Origin of the sequence: Comamonas sp. lk, assembly GCF_900564145.1 — a bacterium.
GTDB lineage: Bacteria > Pseudomonadota > Gammaproteobacteria > Burkholderiales > Burkholderiaceae_C > Comamonas.
This window is the reverse complement of the sequence record NZ_UOOB01000002.1, coordinates 347,279-368,359: the sequence shown is the minus strand read 5'-3', so window position 1 is coordinate 368,359 and position 21,081 is coordinate 347,279. Positions and strand designations below refer to the sequence as shown.

18 protein-coding genes and 1 other RNA gene are annotated in these 21,081 nt (G+C 62.3%); 17 read left to right on the top strand and 2 right to left on the bottom strand.

The window, feature by feature from the left end; genetic code table 11:
- The first annotated feature begins 7 nt into the window (after positions 1-7).
- Positions 8-368: RNase P RNA component class A (gene rnpB / locus EAO39_RS20480), an RNA gene on the top strand.
- Between the two features lie 73 nt (positions 369-441).
- Here the strand turns inward: rnpB and EAO39_RS20475 are convergent.
- Complete coding sequence (locus EAO39_RS20475; protein ID WP_120971530.1) at positions 442-1,209, bottom strand: S4 domain-containing protein; 768 nt, start codon at positions 1,207-1,209, stop codon at positions 442-444.
- Positions 1,210-1,262: 53 nt separating this feature from the next.
- On the bottom strand, positions 1,263-2,942 hold the full coding sequence (locus EAO39_RS20470; protein WP_120971529.1) for an MBL fold metallo-hydrolase: 1,680 nt from the start codon (positions 2,940-2,942) through the stop codon (positions 1,263-1,265).
- 147 nt (positions 2,943-3,089) lie between these two features.
- Between EAO39_RS20470 and EAO39_RS20465 the strand changes: the two genes are divergently transcribed.
- The 16 genes from EAO39_RS20465 (at position 3,090) to rsmH (ending at position 21,071) form a co-directional block, all read left to right on the top strand.
- Complete coding sequence (locus EAO39_RS20465; protein WP_120971528.1) at positions 3,090-3,872, top strand: crotonase/enoyl-CoA hydratase family protein; 783 nt, start codon at positions 3,090-3,092, stop codon at positions 3,870-3,872.
- A 25-nt stretch (positions 3,873-3,897) separates the two neighbouring features.
- The gene (locus EAO39_RS20460) at positions 3,898-5,790 is read left to right on the top strand and encodes a feruloyl-CoA synthase (protein WP_120971527.1); all 1,893 of its coding nucleotides are present in this window, start codon (positions 3,898-3,900) and stop codon (positions 5,788-5,790) included.
- A 44-nt stretch (positions 5,791-5,834) separates the two neighbouring features.
- Complete coding sequence (locus EAO39_RS20455) at positions 5,835-6,599, top strand: SDR family NAD(P)-dependent oxidoreductase (RefSeq protein ID WP_120971526.1); 765 nt, start codon at positions 5,835-5,837, stop codon at positions 6,597-6,599.
- A 198-nt stretch (positions 6,600-6,797) separates the two neighbouring features.
- Positions 6,798-7,796: a Bug family tripartite tricarboxylate transporter substrate binding protein gene (locus EAO39_RS20450; RefSeq protein WP_120971525.1), complete on the top strand. Its 999-nt coding sequence runs from the start codon at positions 6,798-6,800 to the stop codon at positions 7,794-7,796.
- Positions 7,797-7,990: 194 nt separating this feature from the next.
- On the top strand, positions 7,991-9,754 hold the full coding sequence (locus EAO39_RS20445) for an acyl-CoA dehydrogenase family protein (protein ID WP_120971524.1): 1,764 nt from the start codon (positions 7,991-7,993) through the stop codon (positions 9,752-9,754).
- A gap of 128 nt (positions 9,755-9,882) precedes the next feature.
- Positions 9,883-10,449 (top strand): MarR family winged helix-turn-helix transcriptional regulator, encoded by a 567-nt coding sequence (locus EAO39_RS20440; protein WP_120971900.1) that lies wholly within the window; start codon positions 9,883-9,885, stop codon positions 10,447-10,449.
- Between the two features lie 81 nt (positions 10,450-10,530).
- Positions 10,531-11,409 carry a diaminopimelate epimerase gene (gene dapF / locus EAO39_RS20435; protein ID WP_120971899.1) on the top strand — a complete coding sequence of 293 codons (879 nt, stop codon included), beginning with the start codon at positions 10,531-10,533 and terminating at the stop codon, positions 11,407-11,409.
- Entirely contained in the window at positions 11,406-12,119 is a 714-nt protein-coding gene (locus tag EAO39_RS20430; RefSeq protein ID WP_120971523.1) for a DUF484 family protein, read from the top strand. The genes dapF and EAO39_RS20430 overlap by 4 nt, the downstream gene beginning before the upstream one ends.
- 19 nt (positions 12,120-12,138) lie before the next feature.
- Positions 12,139-13,206: a tyrosine recombinase XerC gene (locus tag EAO39_RS20425; RefSeq protein ID WP_120971522.1), complete on the top strand. Its 1,068-nt coding sequence runs from the start codon at positions 12,139-12,141 to the stop codon at positions 13,204-13,206.
- 213 nt (positions 13,207-13,419) lie between these two features.
- Positions 13,420-14,517 carry a GTP-binding protein gene (locus EAO39_RS20420; protein WP_120971521.1) on the top strand — a complete coding sequence of 366 codons (1,098 nt, stop codon included), beginning with the start codon at positions 13,420-13,422 and terminating at the stop codon, positions 14,515-14,517.
- A 388-nt stretch (positions 14,518-14,905) separates the two neighbouring features.
- The gene (gene dksA / locus EAO39_RS20415; protein WP_240467174.1) at positions 14,906-15,508 is read left to right on the top strand and encodes an RNA polymerase-binding protein DksA; all 603 of its coding nucleotides are present in this window, start codon (positions 14,906-14,908) and stop codon (positions 15,506-15,508) included.
- Positions 15,509-15,553: 45 nt separating this feature from the next.
- On the top strand, positions 15,554-17,341 hold the full coding sequence (locus tag EAO39_RS20410; RefSeq protein ID WP_120971520.1) for an STAS domain-containing protein: 1,788 nt from the start codon (positions 15,554-15,556) through the stop codon (positions 17,339-17,341).
- 58 nt (positions 17,342-17,399) lie between these two features.
- Positions 17,400-17,945 carry an ATP-dependent protease subunit HslV gene (gene hslV / locus EAO39_RS20405; RefSeq protein WP_120971519.1) on the top strand — a complete coding sequence of 182 codons (546 nt, stop codon included), beginning with the start codon at positions 17,400-17,402 and terminating at the stop codon, positions 17,943-17,945.
- A gap of 79 nt (positions 17,946-18,024) precedes the next feature.
- On the top strand, positions 18,025-19,344 hold the full coding sequence (gene hslU, locus EAO39_RS20400) for an ATP-dependent protease ATPase subunit HslU (protein WP_205589452.1): 1,320 nt from the start codon (positions 18,025-18,027) through the stop codon (positions 19,342-19,344).
- 354 nt (positions 19,345-19,698) lie between these two features.
- A complete protein-coding gene (gene mraZ, locus EAO39_RS20395) occupies positions 19,699-20,127 on the top strand; it encodes a division/cell wall cluster transcriptional repressor MraZ (protein ID WP_120971518.1) in 429 nt (142 codons plus the stop codon).
- A gap of 14 nt (positions 20,128-20,141) precedes the next feature.
- Positions 20,142-21,071: a 16S rRNA (cytosine(1402)-N(4))-methyltransferase RsmH gene (rsmH, locus tag EAO39_RS20390; RefSeq protein WP_120971517.1), complete on the top strand. Its 930-nt coding sequence runs from the start codon at positions 20,142-20,144 to the stop codon at positions 21,069-21,071.
- Positions 21,072-21,081: the final 10 nt, after the last annotated feature.

Here is a 21,081-nt window from a genome sequence, read left to right as displayed (position 1 = left end):
TCGCCGTGAAGTGCGCCAGACCGTCGCTGGTACAAGCCGTAAGGCCAACGCTTGCGTTGGGTCGAAAGACCGTACTGGAGGAACGTCCGGACTGCACAGGGCAGCGTAGCAGCTAACAGCTGTCCACCGTGAGGTGAGGATCAGAGCAACAGAGACGAGTCCCGGGGGAGTGCCGCAAGGTAGACCACCGGGGGTGAAACGGGCAATCTCTACGCGCAGCAATACCAAGTAGGCACACGTTGACGGGGCCCCCGGAGTGTGCGGGTAGGTAGCACCGAGCCGTCAGGCGACTGACGGCCCAGATTAATGGCGGTCACGCAGCGGGCAACCGCTGTGCACAGAATCCGGCTTATCGGCGCACTTCACACTTTGACAAGTTAAAAGAGCTGCTGGTGCTTATCTATCAAGCGCCAGCAGCTCTTTTTTTTATGAGTGAAAAGTTTAGAACTTTTCCCAGGGCATGAGGTAGCGCCACTGGCCCTCGGGCACCTTGGCCAGCGAGACCCGGCCTATGCGCAAGCGGCGCAGGCTGGTGACGGTCAGGCCCACGGCTGCACACATGGTTTCGATTTCCTCGGGCGCAATGCCTTTGAGGGCAAAGCGCAGATGGCTTTCGTTTTGCCAGCTGACATGGCAGGGTGGCATGCGGCGCTGGCCATTGCCGCCAGGAATGGGCAGACCTTGCTGCAGAAGCTCCAGGCCGCCTTCATCGATCTGGCCCTCAACGCCCACAATCAGTTCCTGCTCCAGCCAGGCACCTTCTTCCTTGAGCTTGCGCGCTATCCGCTTGTCCTGGGTGTAGACGATCAAGCCGCTGGCGGGCAGGGGAATGGTGAGAAAGGATTCCAGGTTCTTGAAGTGCTGGGGCAGCACCAGCAAGGGCATGGGCGTATCAATGGCGGCCAGCGTGGCTTCGCTGATCAGCGAATGCGCGCTGCGCACGCGGCCGTAGGCCATGCCCTGGGTGTAGCCCGCAGGCTTGTTCATCAGGATGGTGACCGGAGGAATTGCCTCGGGCTTGGCGCCGTGGCGCAGGGTGACCACCTGGTCGGCGTGCACGCGGGTCTCGGGCACCAGCACCAGTTTGCCGTCTACCTGGACGTTGCCCGCTTCAATATGGAGCTCGGCCTCGCGGCGTGAGCATTGTTCTTGCTCCGCCAGGCGCTTGGCCAGGCGGATGCTTTCTTTTTCAGGCAGGTTTTCAGACATGGCGAGAGCTTAATGCGCCAGCCATGTCCTAGTTGTCCACAGGTCTAGCTGGCCTAGCGACCCAGGCACATTTTCTGGATGCGCTCCACATGGGCCAGCAGCGAGCGCTCGGCCACCGGCCACAAGGCCTGGGGCGTATCGGCATAGGCCAGGGCCACCCAGTCGGCAATGCTGCCGTCGGGCTTGGCGCGCATGGCAGCGTGGACCTTGGCTTCGCGTGCCAGGCGGTGGGCCTTGAGCTTGGCAATCTGCTGGCGTGCAAAACCCAGCACATGGCCGTGGGCCGGCAGTATGTAGCGCACCGCGTGCTCGGCGCAGATCTCGTCGAGTTTGTCCAGCGAATCCAGATAGTCGATCATGTTGCCGTCCGGCGGGCCGATCACCGTGGTGCTGCCGTTGAGGATGTGATCGCCGCTGAAGAGCAAAGCGTCTTCGACCAGCAGAAAACACAGGTGGTTGGCCGCGTGGCCGGGCGTGAAGATGGCTTGCAGCGTATGGGTGATTTCGCCTTCAGGCCCATTGCCGGTGAGCGTGACCTGCTCTCCATCCTGTAGCGTGACCTCGGGCTTGAAGCGGCTGTAGGAGCGGGCTGTGGGCGCCGAGGGCAGGCCCATGATGGGCGGCCTGGCCCGGCCGGCTTGCTCCACCATGGCCTGCAGCGGTGCCGCACCCGGTGAGTGGTCGGGGTGGGAATGGGTGCAGACGATGAAGCGGATATCGCCGCCCGTGGTCTGCACCAGGCGCTGCAGATGGACGGTCTCATTCGGGCCGGGGTCGATGACGATATAGCCGGTGGCGGCATCGCCCACCAGATAGGTATTGGTGCCCGGGCCGGTCATGACGCCGGGGTTGGGTGCTGTCAGGCGCAGCAGGTTTTTGCGCAGCGGTACGGCAGTCTCGGATTGCCAGTCCAGATGGTGGCCGGCCTGGCCGTCGGGATGGACCATCTCCAGCTCGCCAAAAGCCATGTCGGTTTCCATGTGCCGCGTGTCCTGGCCCTGGATGAAACCCGTGCGCGGGCAGGATTTCCACAGCAGCTTCTCGCCTTGGAGCGCATCCAGCACGGCCTGGGTGCTGGCAAACGTCGCCAAGCGCTGCAGCGTGCGCTCGGTGGGAAAGACGATGAACAGGCTTTTTTCCGCAAAACGCTGCAGTGCTTCCTGCGGGCGAATCCAGGTGGGCTCGAACTGCTCGGTTTCGTCGGCCTCGGGTGTCTGGCCCTCGGGCATGCGGGCCACGAAAAACGGCACGTCAAAGCGTTTGGGCAGATCGCGGGCCGCCGTCCAGTGGGCCAGATACCAGAGCTGGTCCACCGCCAGCGTCCAGCCGTGCTCGCGACACTGGGCATAAAGCGAGGCGTGGCGATCAAGCTGTGCCACTTGCGCGGCCGAAACCGGCAGGCCTTGCGCGTCATAGGCCAGCAAGATGCCCAGCTCTTCAAAGGTTTCGCGTATGCCGGCCAGGGCCTGGGTGATGCGGGCCTCGCCGCTGGCCTCGACCATGGTGCTGCGCACGCGGGCCAGGTCATGGTTGGCGGGATCGCCGTCCTGCGCTTCTAAGCCGCCGCCCGGAAACACATAGGCGTTGGCGAAATTGCCCTGGTCGGCGCGTCTTGTCATCAGCACTTCATAGCCTTGGCCGTCGGCGCAGTCGCGCAGCAGCAAAACGGTGGAGGCATCACGGGTGGCGACGGGCATGCGCTGGGCATGCAAAAGCTGGCTGGGGCGAGTCATGCCTGCATTATGCGAAGCCGGCCGGCCGAAGGTTGTCAAACCGGGCTCTCATGGGGTCGGGACTGGGGAAATCACTAGGATTGGATTGGGGCAAATCTCATTGCATTTAATTATTTAATATAACAATAATGGTGAAAAGGAATGGTTATGTCTCATAAAGAAATTGCAGTCGATTTCGCTGGCGACGACCAGCAGGTGGCCATCATTCGCTTGCAGCGCGCAGCCAAGCGCAATGCTTTGTCGGATGGTCTGATTCTGGGTTTGCGCGATGTTTTTCAGAATTTGCCCGCCAGCGTGCGCGCGGCCGTGGTCGATGGCGACGGCCCGCATTTCTGCGCCGGGTTGGATCTGAGCGAGCTGAGCGAACGCGATGCCTCGCAAGGCGTGCTGCATTCGCGCATGTGGCATGACGCGCTGCAGCAGGTGCAGTTTGGCGCCGTGCCCGTGGTGGCGGCTCTGCATGGTGCCGTGGTGGGCGGCGGCCTGGAGCTGGCCAGTGCCTGCCATATCCGTGTGGCCGACAGCAGCACCTTCTTTGCCTTGCCCGAAGGCTCGCGCGGCATTTTCGTGGGCGGCGGCGGCTCGGTGCGCATTCCGCGCCTGATCGGCGCCTCGCGCATGGCCGACATGATGTTCACCGGTCGCGTCTACAACGCCGAAGACGGTGAGCGCATCGGTCTGGCCCAGTATGTGGTGCCCGAAGGCCAGGCCCTGGCCAAGGCCGTGGAGCTGGCGCTGCGCATTGCCGAGAACGCGCCCATGACCAATTACGCCCTCATGCATGCGCTGCCGCGCATTGCGGAGCAGCCTGCCGACCAAGGCTTGATGACCGAGGCGCTGATGGCCGCCGTGGCCCAGAGCGCGCCCGAGGCCAAGCATCGCCTGCAGGATTTCCTGGCCGGGCGGGCCGCCAAGGTCAGCAAGGGCTGAAGCCGCCATACACAAACATAAAAAAATGGAGACAACCGCTATGCAGCAGGCAGAGATCATTGCGCCGCCGCGCTACCGCCCCCTGGAGTTTGGCGTGCAAAGCATTCTGGTACAGGCGCAGCCCGATGGCAGCAGCCATGTGCGCGCCGAGCAGGATCTGGCGCCCTATGCCAGCCGCATGACGGACCGGCTGCTGCATTGGGCGAAGCACACGCCGGATCAGCCCTTCATCGCCCAGCGCGAGCGCCTGGCGGACGGCAGCACCGGCAACTGGCGTTCCATCAGCTTTGCGCAGACGCTGGAGCATGCGCGCCGCATAGGCCAGGCGCTGGTGGATCGCCGGCTCTCGGCCGAAAAGCCCGTCATCATCCTCAGCGAAAACGATCTGGACCACGCCATGCTGGCCATGGCCTGTCTGTATGCCGGCGTGCCGTATTGCTCGGTGTCCACACCGTATTCCCTGGTCAGCACCGACTACGCCAAGCTGCGCCATGTGGTCGAGACGCTGACCCCCGGCCTGATCTTTGCCAGCGATGCCGCGCGCTACGACAAGGCAGTGCGCGCCGTGGTGCCGGCAGATTGCGAGGTGGTGTACCGCACGGCTTCTGACGGTGCCGCGCCGCATACGCGGTTTGCCGAGCTGCTGACCACCGAGGCCACGGCGGCGGTGGATGCCGCCATGCAGGCCACGGGGCCGGACACCATCACCAAGTTCTTGTTTACCTCGGGTTCGACCAAGCTGCCCAAGGCGGTGATCAACACCCACCGCATGTGGTGCGCCAACCAGCAGCAGATTGCCCAGACCATGCCCGATATGGTCAAAGGCCCGCCGGTGCTGGTGGACTGGCTGCCGTGGAACCACACCTTTGGCGGCAACAAGAACATAGGCCTGGCGCTCTACCACGGCGGCACGGTCTATATCGACGAAGGCAAGCCCACGCCGGCCGGCATTGCTGAGACGCTGCGCAATCTGCGCGAGATCTCGCCCACCGTGTACTTCAACGTGCCCACGGGCTTTGAATACATTGCCCGTGCCATGGAAAGCGATGGCCTGCTGCGCGCCAGCCTGCTCAAGCGGGTGAAGATGTTTTTCTATGCCGGTGCCTCGCTGGCCCAGCCGGTGTGGGACAGCCTGCACCGGGTGCAGGAGCAGGAGTTTGGCGAGCGCATTGTGATGAGCACCGGTCTGGGCATGACGGAGTCCTCGCCTTCGGCCCTGTTCATCAACCGGCCCGATGTGCGCTCCGGCGATCTGGGTGTGCCCGTGCCGGGGCTGGAACTCAAGTTGGCGCCTGTGGACGGCAAGCTGGAAGTGCGTTACCGCGGCCCCAATGTCACGCCCGGCTACTGGCGTGCACCCGAAGCCACGGCCGAGGCTTTCGACGATCAAGGCTTTTTTCGCACCGGCGATGCCGTGCAGTGGCGCGATCTGCAGGACCCCAACCAGGGTCTGCGTTTTGACGGCCGCATTGCTGAAGACTTCAAGCTGGCCACCGGCACTTTCGTCAATGTGGGGCCGCTGCGCGCTCGCATCATTCACGCGGGCGCACCTTTTATCCAGGATGTGGTGCTCACCGGGCTGGATCGCAAGGAGGTCGGCGCCATCGTCTTTGGCTCGCCGGCCTGCCTGGCCCTGAGCGGGCTGGAAGCGGGCGCCACGCTGGAACAGATCATGCACAGCACCGGCGTGCAGCAGCATCTGCAAGCCGTGCTGAACCAGCTGGCGCAGACGGCCACCGGCAGCGCCACCCGCATTGCACGGGCCGTGGCTTCCACCCGTGCGCCTTCGCTGGATCTGGGCGAGGTGACGGACAAAGGCTCCATCAACCAGCGTGCCGTGCTGACCCATAGGGCAGACGTGGTGCTGGGTTTGTATGAAGAGACGCTGGCTCATATCTTGAAGCCAAACCAGGCTTGAGCCTAATACCAATAAGCGCAAGCAGCTTCTAAAAGGATAGTGAAATGCAGATTCAGGATCAAATTGCCATCGTGACCGGCGGCGCCTCAGGCCTGGGCGAAGCGACGGCGCGGGCCTTGGCCGCGGCCGGTGCCCGCGTGGCCGTGCTGGACCGCCAGCTGGACAAGGCCAAAGCCGTGGCGGCCGATATCGGCGGGCTGGCATTGGCCTGCGATATCACGGACACGGCCAGCGTGACGGCGGCGCTGGACCAGATCCAGGCGCAGTGGGGTGAGGCCCGTATTCTCATGAACGTGGCCGGCATAGGCACGGCCAAGCGCGTGATCGGCCGCGACGGCCAGCCTGCGCCGCTGGACGATTTCGAGCGAGTGGTGCGCGTCAACCTGATCGGCAGCTACAACATGACGCGGCTGTTTGCGGCACGCTGCGCCCAGCTGAGCGCGCTGGAAGATGGGGCGCGTGGCGTCATCGTCTACACCGCTTCGGTGGCGGCTTTTGACGGGCAGGTGGGCCAGCAGGCCTATAGCGCCTCCAAGGGCGGGCTGGTGGGCATGACGCTGCCCATGGCGCGCGATCTGGCCCAGCATGGCATCCGTGTCTGTACCATCGCTCCCGGCCTGTTTGCCACGCCGTTGATGCAGGAGCTGCCCGAGCCCGTGCAGCAATCGCTGGCCGCCTCGATTCCCTTTCCCTCACGTCTGGGCAAGCCTTCGGAGTTTGCCGATCTGGCCTGCCATATCGTGAGCAACGGCCACCTGAACGGTGAAGTGATTCGCCTCGACGGGGCTTTGCGCATGGCGCCGCGCTGATTTTTTGATCCCCCTGAGGCGCTGAGCGCCTTCCCCAAAGGGGACGACACCCTCGCGGCGAGGCGGTGCGGCCGGCCTAGGCCCTTGCCCGGTGTCTCTGGCTTGGAGAGTGCTAGAGCCAGCGCAGAGCCAAAGATTGAGACAGATATTGATTTCACAGGACCGCAGAGTCCGTTTATTACTAGCAGGAGACAAACCATGCAAGATCGACGCAATTTCGTCAAAAGCCTGAGCGCCACGGCCGCGCTGGCGGCGCTGGGCCCTATGGCGGCCCGTGCCCAGGGCAGTGGGCCTATCGAGCAAGTCCGTATTCTTTACGGCTTTCCGGCCGGCAGCGCGGGTGACTCCGTGGCCCGCCGCGTGGGCGAGAAGATGGGGGGCAGCAGCTACACCAAGAATATGGGTGTGGTGGAAAACAAGCCCGGTGCCGGCGGCCGCATTGCGCTGGAGAGTCTGCGCAATGCCGTGGGCGATGGCTCGGTGATCGCCCTGTCCCAGGTCTCGGCTTTCTCGATTTACCCGCATATCTATAGCAAGCTAAGCTATCAGGCCAAGGACTTCGAGCCAATTTCCATTGGTGCCATCATGCACCACGGCCTGGCCATAGGTCCTGCCGTACCGGCCGAGGTCAAGACGCTCAAGGACTTTCTGGCCTGGTGCAAGAACAACCCCGACAAAGCCAGTTTCGGCAGCCCCGGTGCCGGCACGCAGCCGCATCTGATCGGTTCGCTGCTCAGCCTGCGCTCGGGCATCAAGATCAGCCATGTGCCTTATCGCGGCACGGCGCCCGCCGTGTCCGATCTGGCTGGCGGGCAGATTGCGGCGGTCATGGGCCCCAGCGGCGACTTCCTCAGCTATTACAAGGCCGGCAAGCTGCGCGTGCTGGCTACCAGCGGCCCGCAGCGCAATCCCTATCTGCCCAATGTGCCCACGTTTGCCGAGCAGGGCTTTGGCGATCTGACGGCCGAGGAATGGTTTGGCTTCTACGCCAATGCCAAGACCCCGGCCGATGTGCGCGCCCGCGCCCATGCGGCCATCATCGCAGCGCTCAAGAGCGATTCGCTCAAGGAAAGCCTGGGCGTGGTCGGCCTGATCGCCACCAGCTCCACGCCCGAAGAAATGGCCCGCTCCCAGCAGGCCGAGTTCGAGCGCTGGGGCCCGCTGGTCAAGCAGATTGGGTTTACGGCTGATACCTGATCGCACCCCCTGAGCCGCTTTGCGGCTTCCCCCTCTCTCGCTTTGCTTCGCAATGCGGGAGGGGGGCGATGCCCTCGCTGCGGGGCGGCGCGGCCAGCCTGGCCCTTGCTTGGCATCCCTGGCTTGGGCCGTGCTTTGGCGTGAATGGGCTGTTGTTTTGAGATTCCCATTTGCTGCTTGGCAGCTGCTTTCTTATGTCCTATTTGCCCGTCAGCGCCGATAACGCGTTTCTTCTTTTCGATGTGCTCAAGGCCGACGAGCAGTTGCAGCGCCTGCCGGCCCATGCGGCCACGGACCGGGCACTGATGCAGCAGGTGCTGGAGGAGGCGGGAAAGTGGGTGGGCGAGGTGGTGGCGCCGCTTTCGCGTGAGGGCGATGAGCTGGGCTGCCGTTTTGAGGTGGGCACTGTGACTACGCCGCCGGGTTTTGCCCAGGCTTATCAGGACTTCTGGCAGGCCGGCTGGCCCGCACTGGCTTGCGATCCCGAGGATGGCGGTCAGGGCCTACCCTGGGTGCTGGAGGGCGTGCTCTACGAGTGGCTGAGCGCCGCCAACCATGGCTGGACCATGGCGCCCGGTCTGTTGCACGGCGCTTATGAATGCCTCAAGCACCATGGCAGCGAGGCCCTCAAGGCGCAGTATCTGGGCAAGATCGCCAGCGGTGAATGGCTGGCCACCATGTGCTTGACGGAAGCCCACGCAGGCAGCGATCTGGGCCTGGTGCGCACGCAGGCCCAGCCGATTGGCGATACGGCTTTGGGAGCGAGCTATGCTATCAGCGGCACCAAGATTTTCATCTCCGGCGGCGAGCATGATCTGACGGACAACATCGTGCACCTGGTACTGGCCCGTCTGCCTGGTGCACCCGCCGGGCCCCGGGGCTTGTCCCTGTTTCTGGTGCCCAAGATCCAGCCTGAGGGCCAGCGCAATGCCGTGGTCTGCGAACGCATCGAAGAAAAAATGGGCCTGCACGGCAGCCCCACCTGCGTGATGCGCTTTGAAGCCGCCACTGGCTGGCTGATAGGCCGCGAAGGCGCGGGTCTGAACGCCATGTTTGTGATGATGAATGCCGCCCGTTTGCATGTGGCCTTGCAAGGCGTGGGCTTGCTGGATGCGGCCTGGCAAAAAGCCCGGGCCTATGCGCTGGAGCGCCGCCAGATGCGCGCTCCTGGCTCCGTTCCCGCGTCGCGCGGGTCTGGCGATGCAGCAGATCTCATCATTGAGCACCCGGCCATTGCCCGCACGCTCGATGTGCAGCGGGCCTGGGTGGATGGCGGCCGTGTGCTGGCCTACCAAACCGGTATCTATCTCGATCAGGCCCGCCATGCCGAGGCAGCCAAGGAGCGCGAACAGGCTCAGCAATGGTGCAGCCTGGTCACGCCCGTGCTCAAGGCGGCCTGGACGCAGCAGGCCTTTGACGGTGCCAGCGCCTGCTTGCAAGTCTTTGGCGGCCATGGCTATATGCGCGAATGGGGCGTGGAGCAAATCGTGCGAGATGCCCGCGTGGCCATGATTTACGAGGGTACCAACGAAATCCAGGCCATAGACCTGCTGGTGCGCAAGCTGCTGCCCGATGAGGGCCAGGCTTTCGGCCAATGGCTGCTGTTTTTGCGCAAAAGCCTGGATGCCTCGCGCGCGCTGGATGCCGAGGTGCTGCGCCGTCTGGCCGAACTGCGCTACTTCAGCACCTTGCTGGTACAGGGCTGCAAGGAAGATGAGACCCTGGCCAGGCGCGTGGCCGATGATTTTCTGCGCTGTGTGGCCGTGCTGCTCATGGGCTGGGCCTGGGCCCGCATTGCGGTCACGCCGGGCACCGAAGGCCAGCGCTGGCAAGGCCCGCTACAGGCCGTGACCCAGCGCGTGCTGCCCGAGATGGATTGGCGGCTGCAACTGATGAAAGCCCAGTGGCGCCAGACCTCGATGGTGCATGGGGTGCAGGCTGCAGCGCAGAGTGCCTAGAACGGCTTGGCCTGCACGGCGCTCCGGGCATCCCGCTGCAATTCGCAGCGGTCATGCCGCAAAACAGGCAAAATTTGGCGCATTGCGTCCGCCGCCCCCCGCTGATCTGCCAGAGACTGACTGACACCATGCCTGTAACCAAAACCGCCAACGCCACTTCCCGTTCGACCCGTGCGGGCCACGGCCAGCCGTCTGCCGCGCGTGGCAAGAAAAATGCGCTGCCGCTGGCGGCTGCAGCGCAGGTGGATGCCGTCGAGTCAGTGGCGGTGGACAGGGTGGATGCCGGTTTTCTGGAGTCCTTGGTCGGCTATAACGTGCGCCGCGCCTCGCTGTCGTTGGTGGGCGTGTTCATGGAATGCATGGTGCGCTTCGATCTCAAGATCGTGGAGTTTTCCGTGCTCTCGCTGGTGGGCGGCAATCCCGGCATCACCTCGCGCCAGCTATGTCAGCAGCTGGACATGCTACCGCCCAATATGGTGGGCATGATCGATGCGCTGTCCGCACGCGGTCTGCTGGAGCGCCGCCCGCATCCGCGTGATGGCCGTGCCACTGGCCTGTATCTCACGGTGCAGGGGCGCGAGCTGCTGGATGCGGCCGAGCCCGAACTCAAGTCCAGCGAGCAAAGCGCAGTCTCCCACCTGAGTGCGGCCGAGCAGATTCAGCTGCTGCAGCTGCTGCAAAAGCTTTACCGCTGAGGGCCTGTTGTTCGCGTAGGCGCAACGCTTGTCTCCTGTGCTGGCTGCAAACCGGCGCCCGGTAGGATAATGGGCGGCATCATGCAGATTCGCTTTACCAAGATGCAGGGTGCGGGCAACGATTTTGTCGTGCTCGACGAAACCCGGGGCCGCCTGGGCCTGACGCCGGCTCACTACCGCTATCTGGGCAACCGCCACTTTGGCGTGGGTGCCGACCAGATTCTCACCGTGCGCCCCTCGCCCGCCGAAGGCGTGGATTTCGAGTACGTCATCCATAACGCTGACGGCAGCGAAGTCGAGCAGTGCGGCAACGGTGCGCGCTGCTTTGCCCGCTATGTGCACGACAAGGGCTTGACGAACAAGCGCGTGATTAGCGTGCAGACGCTCTCTGGCGTGATCGCCCCCGAGCTGCATGCCGACGGCCGCGTGACCGTGGACATGGGCGCCCCTCAGCTGGACCCGGTCAAGGTGCCGTTCGACGGCGACGGTTTGCAGGTTCAAAAGTTGGGTTCTGCACAAAAATGGCCTCTATCCCTTGATGTATCTGCGAAAAATGCTACGGTTTGGATAGCACCAGTCTCCATGGGCAATCCGCATGCGGTGCAGCTGGTGGCCGATGTGGATGCGGCGCCCGTCGAAGTCCACGGCCCGCTGATCGAAAACCACAAACGCTTTCCGCAGCGGGTGAATGCCGGTTTCATGCAGATCGTCGACCGCAGCGCAGTGAAGCTGCGCGTGTACGAGCGCGGAGCGGGCGAGACCCTGGCCTGCGGCACCGGAGCCTGCGCGGCCGTGGTGGCCGGCATTGGCTGGGGCTTGCTGGACAGCCGGGTGGACGTGCATACCCGCGGTGGCCTGCTGACCATTGAATGGGCCGGTGGCGCCGAGGACCGCGTGCGCATGACCGGCCCCGCAGAGTTTGTGTTTGAAGGACAGATCGACATTCCCGAGACGCTATGAACAGCATGACCGACAACGCCGTGACCGAAGAAGCCATTGCCGACTATCTCCAGCAAACCCCGGAGTTCTTCGAGCGCCATGCCGAAATGCTGACCGGCGTGCAATTGATCAGCGGCCATGGCCCGCGTGCCGTGAGCCTGCAGGAGCGCCAGGCGCAGATGCTGCGCGAGAAGATCAAGGGGCTGGAGCACCGCATCATGGACATGGTGCGCCACGGCAGCGAGAACACCTCGATTGCCAACAAGATCCACCAGTGGACTTGCGCCATGTCCAAGGTGCAGGATTTGCGCGAGCTGCCCCATGTGGTGACCGCCAGCCTGCAGCACATCTTCGAGGTGCCTCAGGTGGCGCTGCGCCTGTGGAACGTGTCGGGTGCGCACAGCGGCAGCATCTACACCATGGGCGTGAGCGAGGATGCCAAGGCCTTTGCCGCCTCGCTGACCATGCCGTTCTGCGGTCCCAATATGGGGTTTGAGCCCGCCCACTGGTTGGCCCAGCCCGATGCCATTCAATCCATGGCCTTGCTGCCGCTGCACGATGGCGCCATGGAGAGTACTGCCAACGTCTTTGGCATGCTGGTGCTGGGCTCGCCCGATGCCGCGCGCTTTGATGCCACCATGGGGACGGAATTCCTGTCGCGCATCGCCCAGCTGGCCAGTGCTTCGCTATCGCGCATGCGTTTGTCGCCGTTGAGTCTGGCACGCGGCTGATTGCAGTCAAATAGGCAGAATGCCCAATAAAGATGTGCGCGAGATGCTCTCATTGGAGGAGCAAATTGCGCAGCTGCCGACCGTCGTTGTGGCTTATCTGGAGCATGTGCGGGTGCAAAAGCGCCTGGCCGAGCGCACCCATACGCTGTACAGCCTGGATTTGCTCAAGCTGCAGGATTTCGCCAGCGAGGCCGGCGTGTCGCTGTTGGCTTTGCAGCCGACCCATATCCGCCGCTTTGCTGCCCAAATGCATAGCGCCGGCCGCAGCGCGCGCGGTATTGCGCTGATTCTCTCGGGTTGGCGTAGTTTTTTCCGCTGGGCTGCCCGGCAGGAACTGGTGCCCTTCAATCCCGTGGAAGGCGTGCGCGGCCCCAAGGCGCCCAAGCCCTTGCCCAAAGCCCTGGGCGTGGATGACGCCGTGCAGCTGGCCAGCTTTCAAAACACCGAGGCCGATCCCTGGATAGAGGCGCGCGATGCCGCCATGACCGAGCTGCTTTACAGCTGCGGCCTGCGCGTGGGCGAACTGGTGGGGCTGGATGTCAAAGCCGATCAGCGCACCCAGGCCGAGGGTCGGGGCTGGATCGACCTGCAAGCGGGTGATGCCCATGTGCAGGGCAAAGGCAGCAAGCGTCGCATCGTGCCCGTGGGGGCCATGGCCACCAAGGCCTTGCAAGCCTGGTTGGCGCAGCGCACGGCGGGTCTGGCCGGTGCGGCACAGGCCAGAGCCCGGGATGAGGTGGCGCTCTTCATAGGCCGCCGGGGCGAGCGGCTGACGGGCCAATCCGTCTGGGCGCGTCTCAAGCAGCGCGGCCAGCAGGCCGGGTTGGCGGCCGGCGTGCATCCCCATGTGCTGCGCCATTCGTTTGCCAGCCATCTGCTGCAGTCCAGCGGTGATTTACGCGCCGTGCAGGAGCTGCTGGGGCATTCCAGTATTGCCACCACGCAAATCTATACGCGGCTGGATTTTCAGCATCTGGCCCAGGCCTATGAAAACGCCCATCCGCGTGCCAGACGCCAGGACGGGGCGGAGGGTAGGGTGGATCAGCCGCCGTCTGCTCGCAAGTCAGACCTGGAGTCTGATGATTGATCCATCCTGAATTGATAGCTTGTAGCTCTTGATGGATAAGCGCTTGCGTTCGATTTTTTCCTGATTTGGTGGCAGCCCTTGCGCCCGTGTGCGCTTGAAAGCACCGCTACACTCCCCAGCTGTTTACTCCCAAGGGCGGCTCTGTCAGAGCGGTCCTGCGTGTTTTTTGGCTGGCCGCGCAAGGTGGCTGGCTGCAGCAAGAGGTTCCAACGCATGTCTCTCATTCCTGTCACCATCCTCACGGGCTTTCTGGGTTCGGGCAAAACCACGCTGCTCAAGCGCGTGCTGCACGAGTCGCACGGCATGAAGATTGCCGTGATCGAGAACGAATTCGGTGAGGAAAACATCGACACCGACATTCTCAAGACCGAGTCCAAGGAGCAGATCCTGCAGATGAGCAATGGCTGCATCTGCTGCACCATTCGCGAAGACCTGCGCGAGGCCTTGCAGCTACTGGCCGCCAAGCGCCGCAAAGGCCTGGTGGACTTTGACCGCATCGTCATCGAGACCACCGGCTTGGCCGATCCCGGCCCCGTGGCCCAGACCTTCTTCATGGATGACGAGATCGCCGAGACCTATCTGATCGACTCCATCATCACCCTGGTCGATGCCAAGCATGCCAACCAGCAGCTGGACGACCGCCAGGAAGCGCGCCGCCAGGTGGGCTTTGCCGATCAGATCTTCCTGTCCAAGACCGATCTGGTGAGCGAGGCCGACAAGGATGAGCTGACCCACCGCCTCAAGCACATGAACCCGCGCGCGCCCATCACGGCCGTGCATTTTGGCGAGGTGTCCCTCAAGGACGTGTTCGATCTGCGTGGCTTCAATCTCAATGCCAAGCTGGACATCGATCCCGACTTCCTCAAGGAAGACGATCACGACCATGGACATGACCACGATCACGGCCAGTGTGAGCATGAGCACGGCCATGTGCATGACGAGCACTGCGGCCACGACCACCATGATCACGAGCATGGTGAGCACTGCAATCACCCCCACCATCATCACCACGATGACGATGTGAAGAGCTTTGTCTTTCGTGCCGAGCGGGCGTTCGATCCTGCCAAGCTGGAAGACTTCCTGGGCGCCATCGTGAACATCTACGGCCCCAAGATGCTGCGCTACAAAGGCGTGCTGAACATGAACGGTACCGAGCGCAAGGTCATCTTCCAGGGCGTGCACCAGCTCATGGGCAGCGATCTGGGGCCGGAATGGGCGGCGGACGAAAAGCGCGAAAGCCGCATGGTCTTCATCGGCATTGATCTGCCGCAAGATATCTTCCGCCAGGGCCTGGATCAGTGTCTGGTATAAACCCTAGGTCTTATCTGGTGTAGGGTGTTTTCTGACACACTCTGACGGCCTGCCTTGCAGGCCGTTTTGTTTGGTGCACACTGCTGCGTCTTTTGAGCGCGTGTTTACGCTCTCCCATACCGCAGGTTTTGTGGGGATAGTGCAACGGATGGCTGACGAGGCGGCATGCGTCGATACAATGCCGCCCCTAAAGAGAGGGCTGGAGTGATCCGGCCCCGATGGATCAACGTGCTGTGAGGAGACAGGACGTGAACGCAGAAAAACGAAGTCTGTACAAGGCCTTCGCCGGCAAGGCGATGTCTGAGAGTCCAGTTCGCTTCAAGCCCGCAGTTTCGACGGGTTGGCGAGTCCTTGCGTCTGTCATGGTCGCCGCTGCATCACGGAACTCCTGGGTCCCTATTTTCCCCAACGCCCTGCCACGCCTTTGGCGCAGCAGCCCAGATTGACAGTACCATCCATGGCACCGGCGCTAATCGTCGGGCCAGACACCATGAGCGATACGAATACCATGCCCATCACAAAGCAAGCTGCGACAAAAAAAGATCCCAAGCTGGCCAATGCCTGGAAGACCAAATCGGTGGAAGAATTGACCGATGCCGACGTGTTGGCCATGAACGACGACGACTATATGAACGATGCCCAGATGGCATTTTTCCGTCGCAAGCTGGTGACTCTCAAGACCGACATGCATAACAACGCCGGTGAAACGGCTGAGAACCTGCGTGAAGACACGGCGGTCGTGCCCGATCCCGCAGACCGTGCCACCATCGAAGAAGAGCATGCGCTGGAGTTGCGCACTCGCGATCGCGAGCGCAAACTGCTCAAGAAGATCGATCAGTCCATTGCGCGCATCGACGCAGGCGATTACGGCTATTGCGACGAAACCGGTGAACCCATTGGTGTGGGCCGCCTGCTGGCCCGTCCCACGGCCACTTTGTCGCTGGAAGCCCAGCAGCGCCGTGAACTCAAGCAAAAAATGTACGGTGATTGATCCGGGTCAAATTCGACTCGGCTCTTGCGTACCAAAGTACGAATCATGGCTATAGATGAGACCAAGTTGAACGGATTGCTATCCAAGGTGGCGCGCTTTGTGCGCCACCCCACGGTCAATTGGTCCGATCTGGACAATCTGAACCAGGAAGAGCCGGAAAGCCAGTACAGCAAGCAGGCGCTCAAGGAAATGATTGAGCGCAAGCGCCAGAACGATTTTGTGCGCAAGCGTGAGTTCGAGCAGCTGCGCAAATTGCGGGCATCTCAACTGGCTCAGCAGGCCCAGGGCAACCAGCCAAAGCTGATGCCCTCGCTGGGCTCCACCATGCCTGGAGCACCCAGTTCGGTCTTGCAGACATTGAATAGCAATATGGGTGAGCGGGCGGTGACGCTCAAGAAGATCGACGAGATCGAGGCTCAGATGTCCCAGCAGTGGTGGCGCGGCAAACAAGCCTCGGATGCCACCACCATGCCCATGCCTTTGCCTGCAGGGGGCAATCCCACACCCGCCTCGTTCAGAGCGCCGCCGCCAGGGGCTACCGTGCCCTTGCTCAACAATGTGGTGCCCGGTGAGTTGCCTTTACCCGGTCAGGCCGGTAGCGGATTCGAGCCCACAAGACCCATGGATCTGGCAGCCTCTGCGCCGGCTTCCATTCTGGGTCGTGGTGCTTTGCTTGGCGAAACCGAATTCGCAGCGGGCTTTGCCCCGACCGAGGTCTCGGGCCCTGCACCGGATAATATGATTCCGCCTTCGTTTGTGCGCTTCGAGCACGACTGGGAGCTGGAAGAAGCTGCCATTGTCTTTGCCAATGGCGACGCGAAAATGGCCCAGGCCTTGTTGCAGGCCTTGCTGGACAGCCGCAGCGCCGATCTGCCCAGGCAGTTGCCGGTCTGGCTGGCGCTGCTGGATCTGTACCGTGCGGCAGGCTGGCAGGCCGAGTTTGACGAGAGCGCCGTGGATTTCGCCTCGCGCTTTGGTCGTTCGGCTCCGCAATGGTTTGCCATGCCGCAGGAGCATGGCGGTCTGAGCGCCGTGGCAGAGCTTGAGGGCGATGCGAATCCGGCAGCATCCGGCTTGAACTGGACGGCGCCTGCGCAACTGACGCTCTCCGGTCTGCAGGCCTTGCACGTGGCCAAATCCCGCAGTCCGGCCCCCTGGGCGCTGGACTGGAGTGCGCTGCAATCCCTGGATGCCGGTGTGATGCGGCCCATGCACGCCCTGGTGATGCAATGGGCCGATGAGGGCGGCGCGCTGGCGTTTACCGGCGTAGAACAGTTGCAGGCGGTGCTGCGGGCGCTGACGCCTTCCGGCGCGCGCGAGGTGGACACCGGCTGGTGGCATTTGCGTCTGGCCTTGTTGCGCCTCATGCACATGCAGGACGACTTCGAGCTGACCGCACTGGACTATTGCGTGACCTATGAAGTCTCGCCGCCGCCCTGGGTGGACCCGGTATGTGCTTTCTCGCATGACGGCGCGGTGCAGGATGTGTTCGCGCTGGACAGCCGCATGCTGATACCCGATACCTTGGTACCGCCGATGTTGGGGCGCGATCTGCCGCATCGATTTGCGCTGCAAGGCGTGATCGAGGGCGATGCCCTGCCGTGGCTGACTTCAATCCAGGAGCAGGCCCATCTGGGCGAGACCATTTCCATCAATTGCGCCCGTCTGGTGCGCATGGATTTTGCGGCCGCCGGTTCGGTGCTCAACTGGACCTCGTCCATGCAGGCGCTGGGCCATGTGCTGCAGTTCAGCCAGTTGCACCAGCTGGTGGCGGTGTTCTTCAACGTGGTCGGCATACAGGAGCACGCTCAGGTGCAGCCTCGCCACGACTGAAAAGAATTTTCCGGCAGCCTCTTGAGGCTCGCTACAGGCGCCCCCACTTGCTCTCACTATGGAACAGTTTCACGGCACCACCATTTTGAGCGTGCGCCGCCAGACCCCCGAAGGCGTGCAAGTCGCCATCGGTGGCGATGGTCAGGTCACATTGGGCAACATCGTCGTCAAGGGCACAGCGCGCAAGGTGCGCAAGCTCTACCACGGCAAGGTGCTGGCCGGCTTTGCCGGCGCCACCGCCGATGCCTTCACCCTGTTTGAGCGCTTTGAAGCCAAGCTGGAAAAGCACCAGGGCCATCTGACCCGCGCCGCCATCGAACTCACCAAGGACTGGCGTACCGACCGTGTGCTGCGCCGCCTCGAGGCCATGCTGGCCGTGGCCGATGCCACCACGTCTCTCATCATTACCGGCAATGGCGATGTGCTGGAGCCCGAGCAAGGCATTGTGTCCATAGGCTCCGGTGGTGCTTATGCGCACTCGGCCGCCAAGGCGCTGCTCAACAACACCGAGCTGTCGGCCGAGGACGTGGTGCGCAAATCGCTGGGCATTGCCGGCGAACTGTGCATCTACACCAATATGAATCACACCATAGAAACGCTGTAAGCGGACTTCTATTCCTGAATTGATAGCTGGTGGCGCTTTTCACATATGCGCTAGCGGCTTGTTTGACTGAGAATCCTCCATGTCTTCTGCCATGACTCCTCAGGAGATCGTCTCCGAGCTGGACAACCATATCGTGGGCCAGTCCGGCGCCAAGCGCGCCGTGGCGATTGCGTTGCGCAACCGCTGGCGTCGCCAGCAGGTCGCGGACGGCCTGCGCCAGGAAATCACGCCCAAGAACATTTTGATGATTGGCCCCACCGGCGTGGGCAAGACCGAGATTGCGCGCCGCCTGGCCAAGTTGGCCGATGCGCCTTTCATCAAGGTCGAAGCCACCAAGTTCACCGAGGTGGGCTATGTGGGCAAGGATGTGGACGCCATCATCCGTGATCTGGCCGAAATCGCCGTCAAGCAGACCCGCGAAGCGGACATGAAGAAAATGCGTGCCCGTGCCGAAGATGCGGCCGAGGATCGCATTCTCGATGTGCTGGTGCCCCAGGCGCGTACCGGCGAAGCGGCGGCAGACAATACGGCGCGTCAGGTGTTCCGCAAAAAGCTGCGCGAAGGCCAGCTGAGCGATAAGGAAATCGAGATCGACATTGCCGAGGCGCTGCCCCAGGTGCAGATCATGGGTCCGCAAGGCATGGACGAGATGGCCGAGCAGCTGCGCGGCATGTTCAGTCAGATGGGCCAGGAAAAGCGCAAGACGCGCAAGCTCAAGATTGCCGAGGCCCTGAAGCTTCTGACCGACGAAGAAGCAGCCAAGATGGTCAACGAGGAAGACGTCAAGACCCGTGCCATTGCGAACGCCGAGCAAAACGGCATTGTCTTCATCGACGAGATCGACAAGGTCGCCACCCGCCAGGAAAGCAGCGGCTCCGATGTTTCCCGCCAGGGCGTGCAGCGCGATCTGCTGCCGCTGGTGGAAGGCACCAGCGTCTCCACCAAGTACGGTGTAGTCAAGACCGATCACATCCTCTTCATCGCCTCGGGCGCGTTCCACCTGTCCAAGCCCAGCGATCTGATCCCCGAGCTGCAGGGCCGCTTTCCCATTCGCGTGGAATTGGATTCGCTGTCGGTCCAGGACTTCGAGGCCATCCTCATGCAAACTCACGCCTCCCTGGTCAAGCAGTACCAGGCGCTGCTGGCGACCGAAGGCGTGACGCTGGAGTTCAAGCCTGAGGCCATCACCCGCCTGGCGACGATTGCTTTCGACGTCAACGAGCGCACCGAGAACATCGGCGCGCGCCGTCTGGCCACCGTGATGGAGCGTCTGCTTGACGAAGTCAGCTTCGATGCCGTCAAGCTTTCCGGTCAGTCCGTGGTGATCGATGCGGCCTATGTGAATCAGCGCCTGCAAGTGCTGAGCCAGGACGAGGATTTGTCGCGTTTCATTTTGTAAGCCGTTTATCCAACTCAGAGCCATCTGCCCGCTTAGTCGGGCAGTTTGCATTTGTAGGAAGGAATCTCAACTCCACGCCTGTCGCGCGGAAGTGAATGGTTGCAATTGAGAGTTTCTATTGAGAGTCAACATGCACAGATTTTGCTAAGTGCTTGTAGTTGAATAACTTTTTGAAAAATCTCGGATACGTTTTATTTCTAAGTTATTGATTTCATTGAAAATAATTCTGTATGGCTGGTTGGTCTCACATCAAATAACTGCTACAGTGGAAAAAAGTGCAATTAAGTGGTGAAAACTGCCTTCATCGCCCTATTTGGCGGATATGAATGGCTAGACCAACCGAGGTAGCTCACCGTGTTTCAAGGGGCGTCTTCTCTGCATCTCGATGGAAAGGGGCGGCTTTCAGTGCCGACCCGGCATCGTGACGCCCTGATGTCCATGGCCGAAGGTCAGGTGACCTTCACCAAGCACCCCCACGGTTGCCTGATGTTGTTCCCCCGCCCTGAGTGGCTGGAGTTTCGCGAACGTATTGCCCAGATGCCCATGAACGCCCAGTGGTGGAAACGCATTTTTCTGGGCAATGCCATGGACGCTGAAATGGATGGAACCGGCCGTTTGCTGGTTTCGCCCGAATTGCGCCAGGCCGCAGGCCTGACCAAGGAAGTCGTGCTGCTGGGAATGGGCAACCATTTCGAGCTGTGGGACAAGGCCACTTATGAGGCACGTGAAGCGCAAGCCATGCAGGAAGAAATGCCTGCGGCTTTCCAGGATTTTGTTTTTTAGGAAGAGACGTGCTTGTGAATCAGCCGTTGCAACACATCACCGTTTTGCTCAATGAGGCCGTGGACGCAATGCTGGGTGGCGTGTCCGCGCAACCCGCAGGTCAGTGGGTGGATGCAACGTTCGGGCGCGGAGGCCATTCCCGCCTGCTCCTGCAGAGGTTGGGGCCGGACGCAAGACTGATTGCGTTCGACAAGGATTTGGACGCAATCGCTGAAGCGGCGCGCATCACCGATGCGCGTTTTTCGATTCGGCACGAAGGGTTCAAGCACCTGGGCGAGTTGCCAGAGGCCAGCGTGCAAGGCGTGCTGATGGACCTGGGGGTGAGCTCGCCCCAGATCGACAACCCGGACCGAGGCTTCAGCTTCCGTTTTGACGGACCACTGGATATGCGCATGGACACCACGCGTGGTCAGAGCGTGGCCGAGTGGCTCGAAGATGCGGAAGTGCAGCAGATTGCGGAGGTGATACGTGACTACGGTGAAGAACGGTTTGCTGGCCCCATTGCAAAGGCGATTGTTGCGAGGCGCGAGAGCCAGGGGGCACTTCGCACCACCGCCGAGCTTGCCCAGCTCGTGGCTGGCGCAGTCAAGACCCGCGAGGCTGGGCAAAATCCGGCAACACGCACCTTCCAGGCTCTTCGGATTTTCATCAATGCCGAGCTTCAGGAGCTCGAACAGGCACTAGAGGCCAGCCTGCGTGTGCTGGCTCCGGGCGGTCGACTGGTGGTCATCAGCTTTCACTCGCTGGAAGACCGCATCGTCAAGCAGTTCATCGCCAAGCATTCCAAAGAGGTGTACGACCGCCGCGCGCCCTTTGCCTTGCCTACGCCCATGCGCCTGAAGGCGCTGGACCGCATCAAGCCCAGCGTGGCTGAAGTCGACGGCAATCCGCGTTCACGCTCTGCCGTGATGCGCGTTGCCGAGCGCACAGAGGTGCCTGCATGACATATCAGTG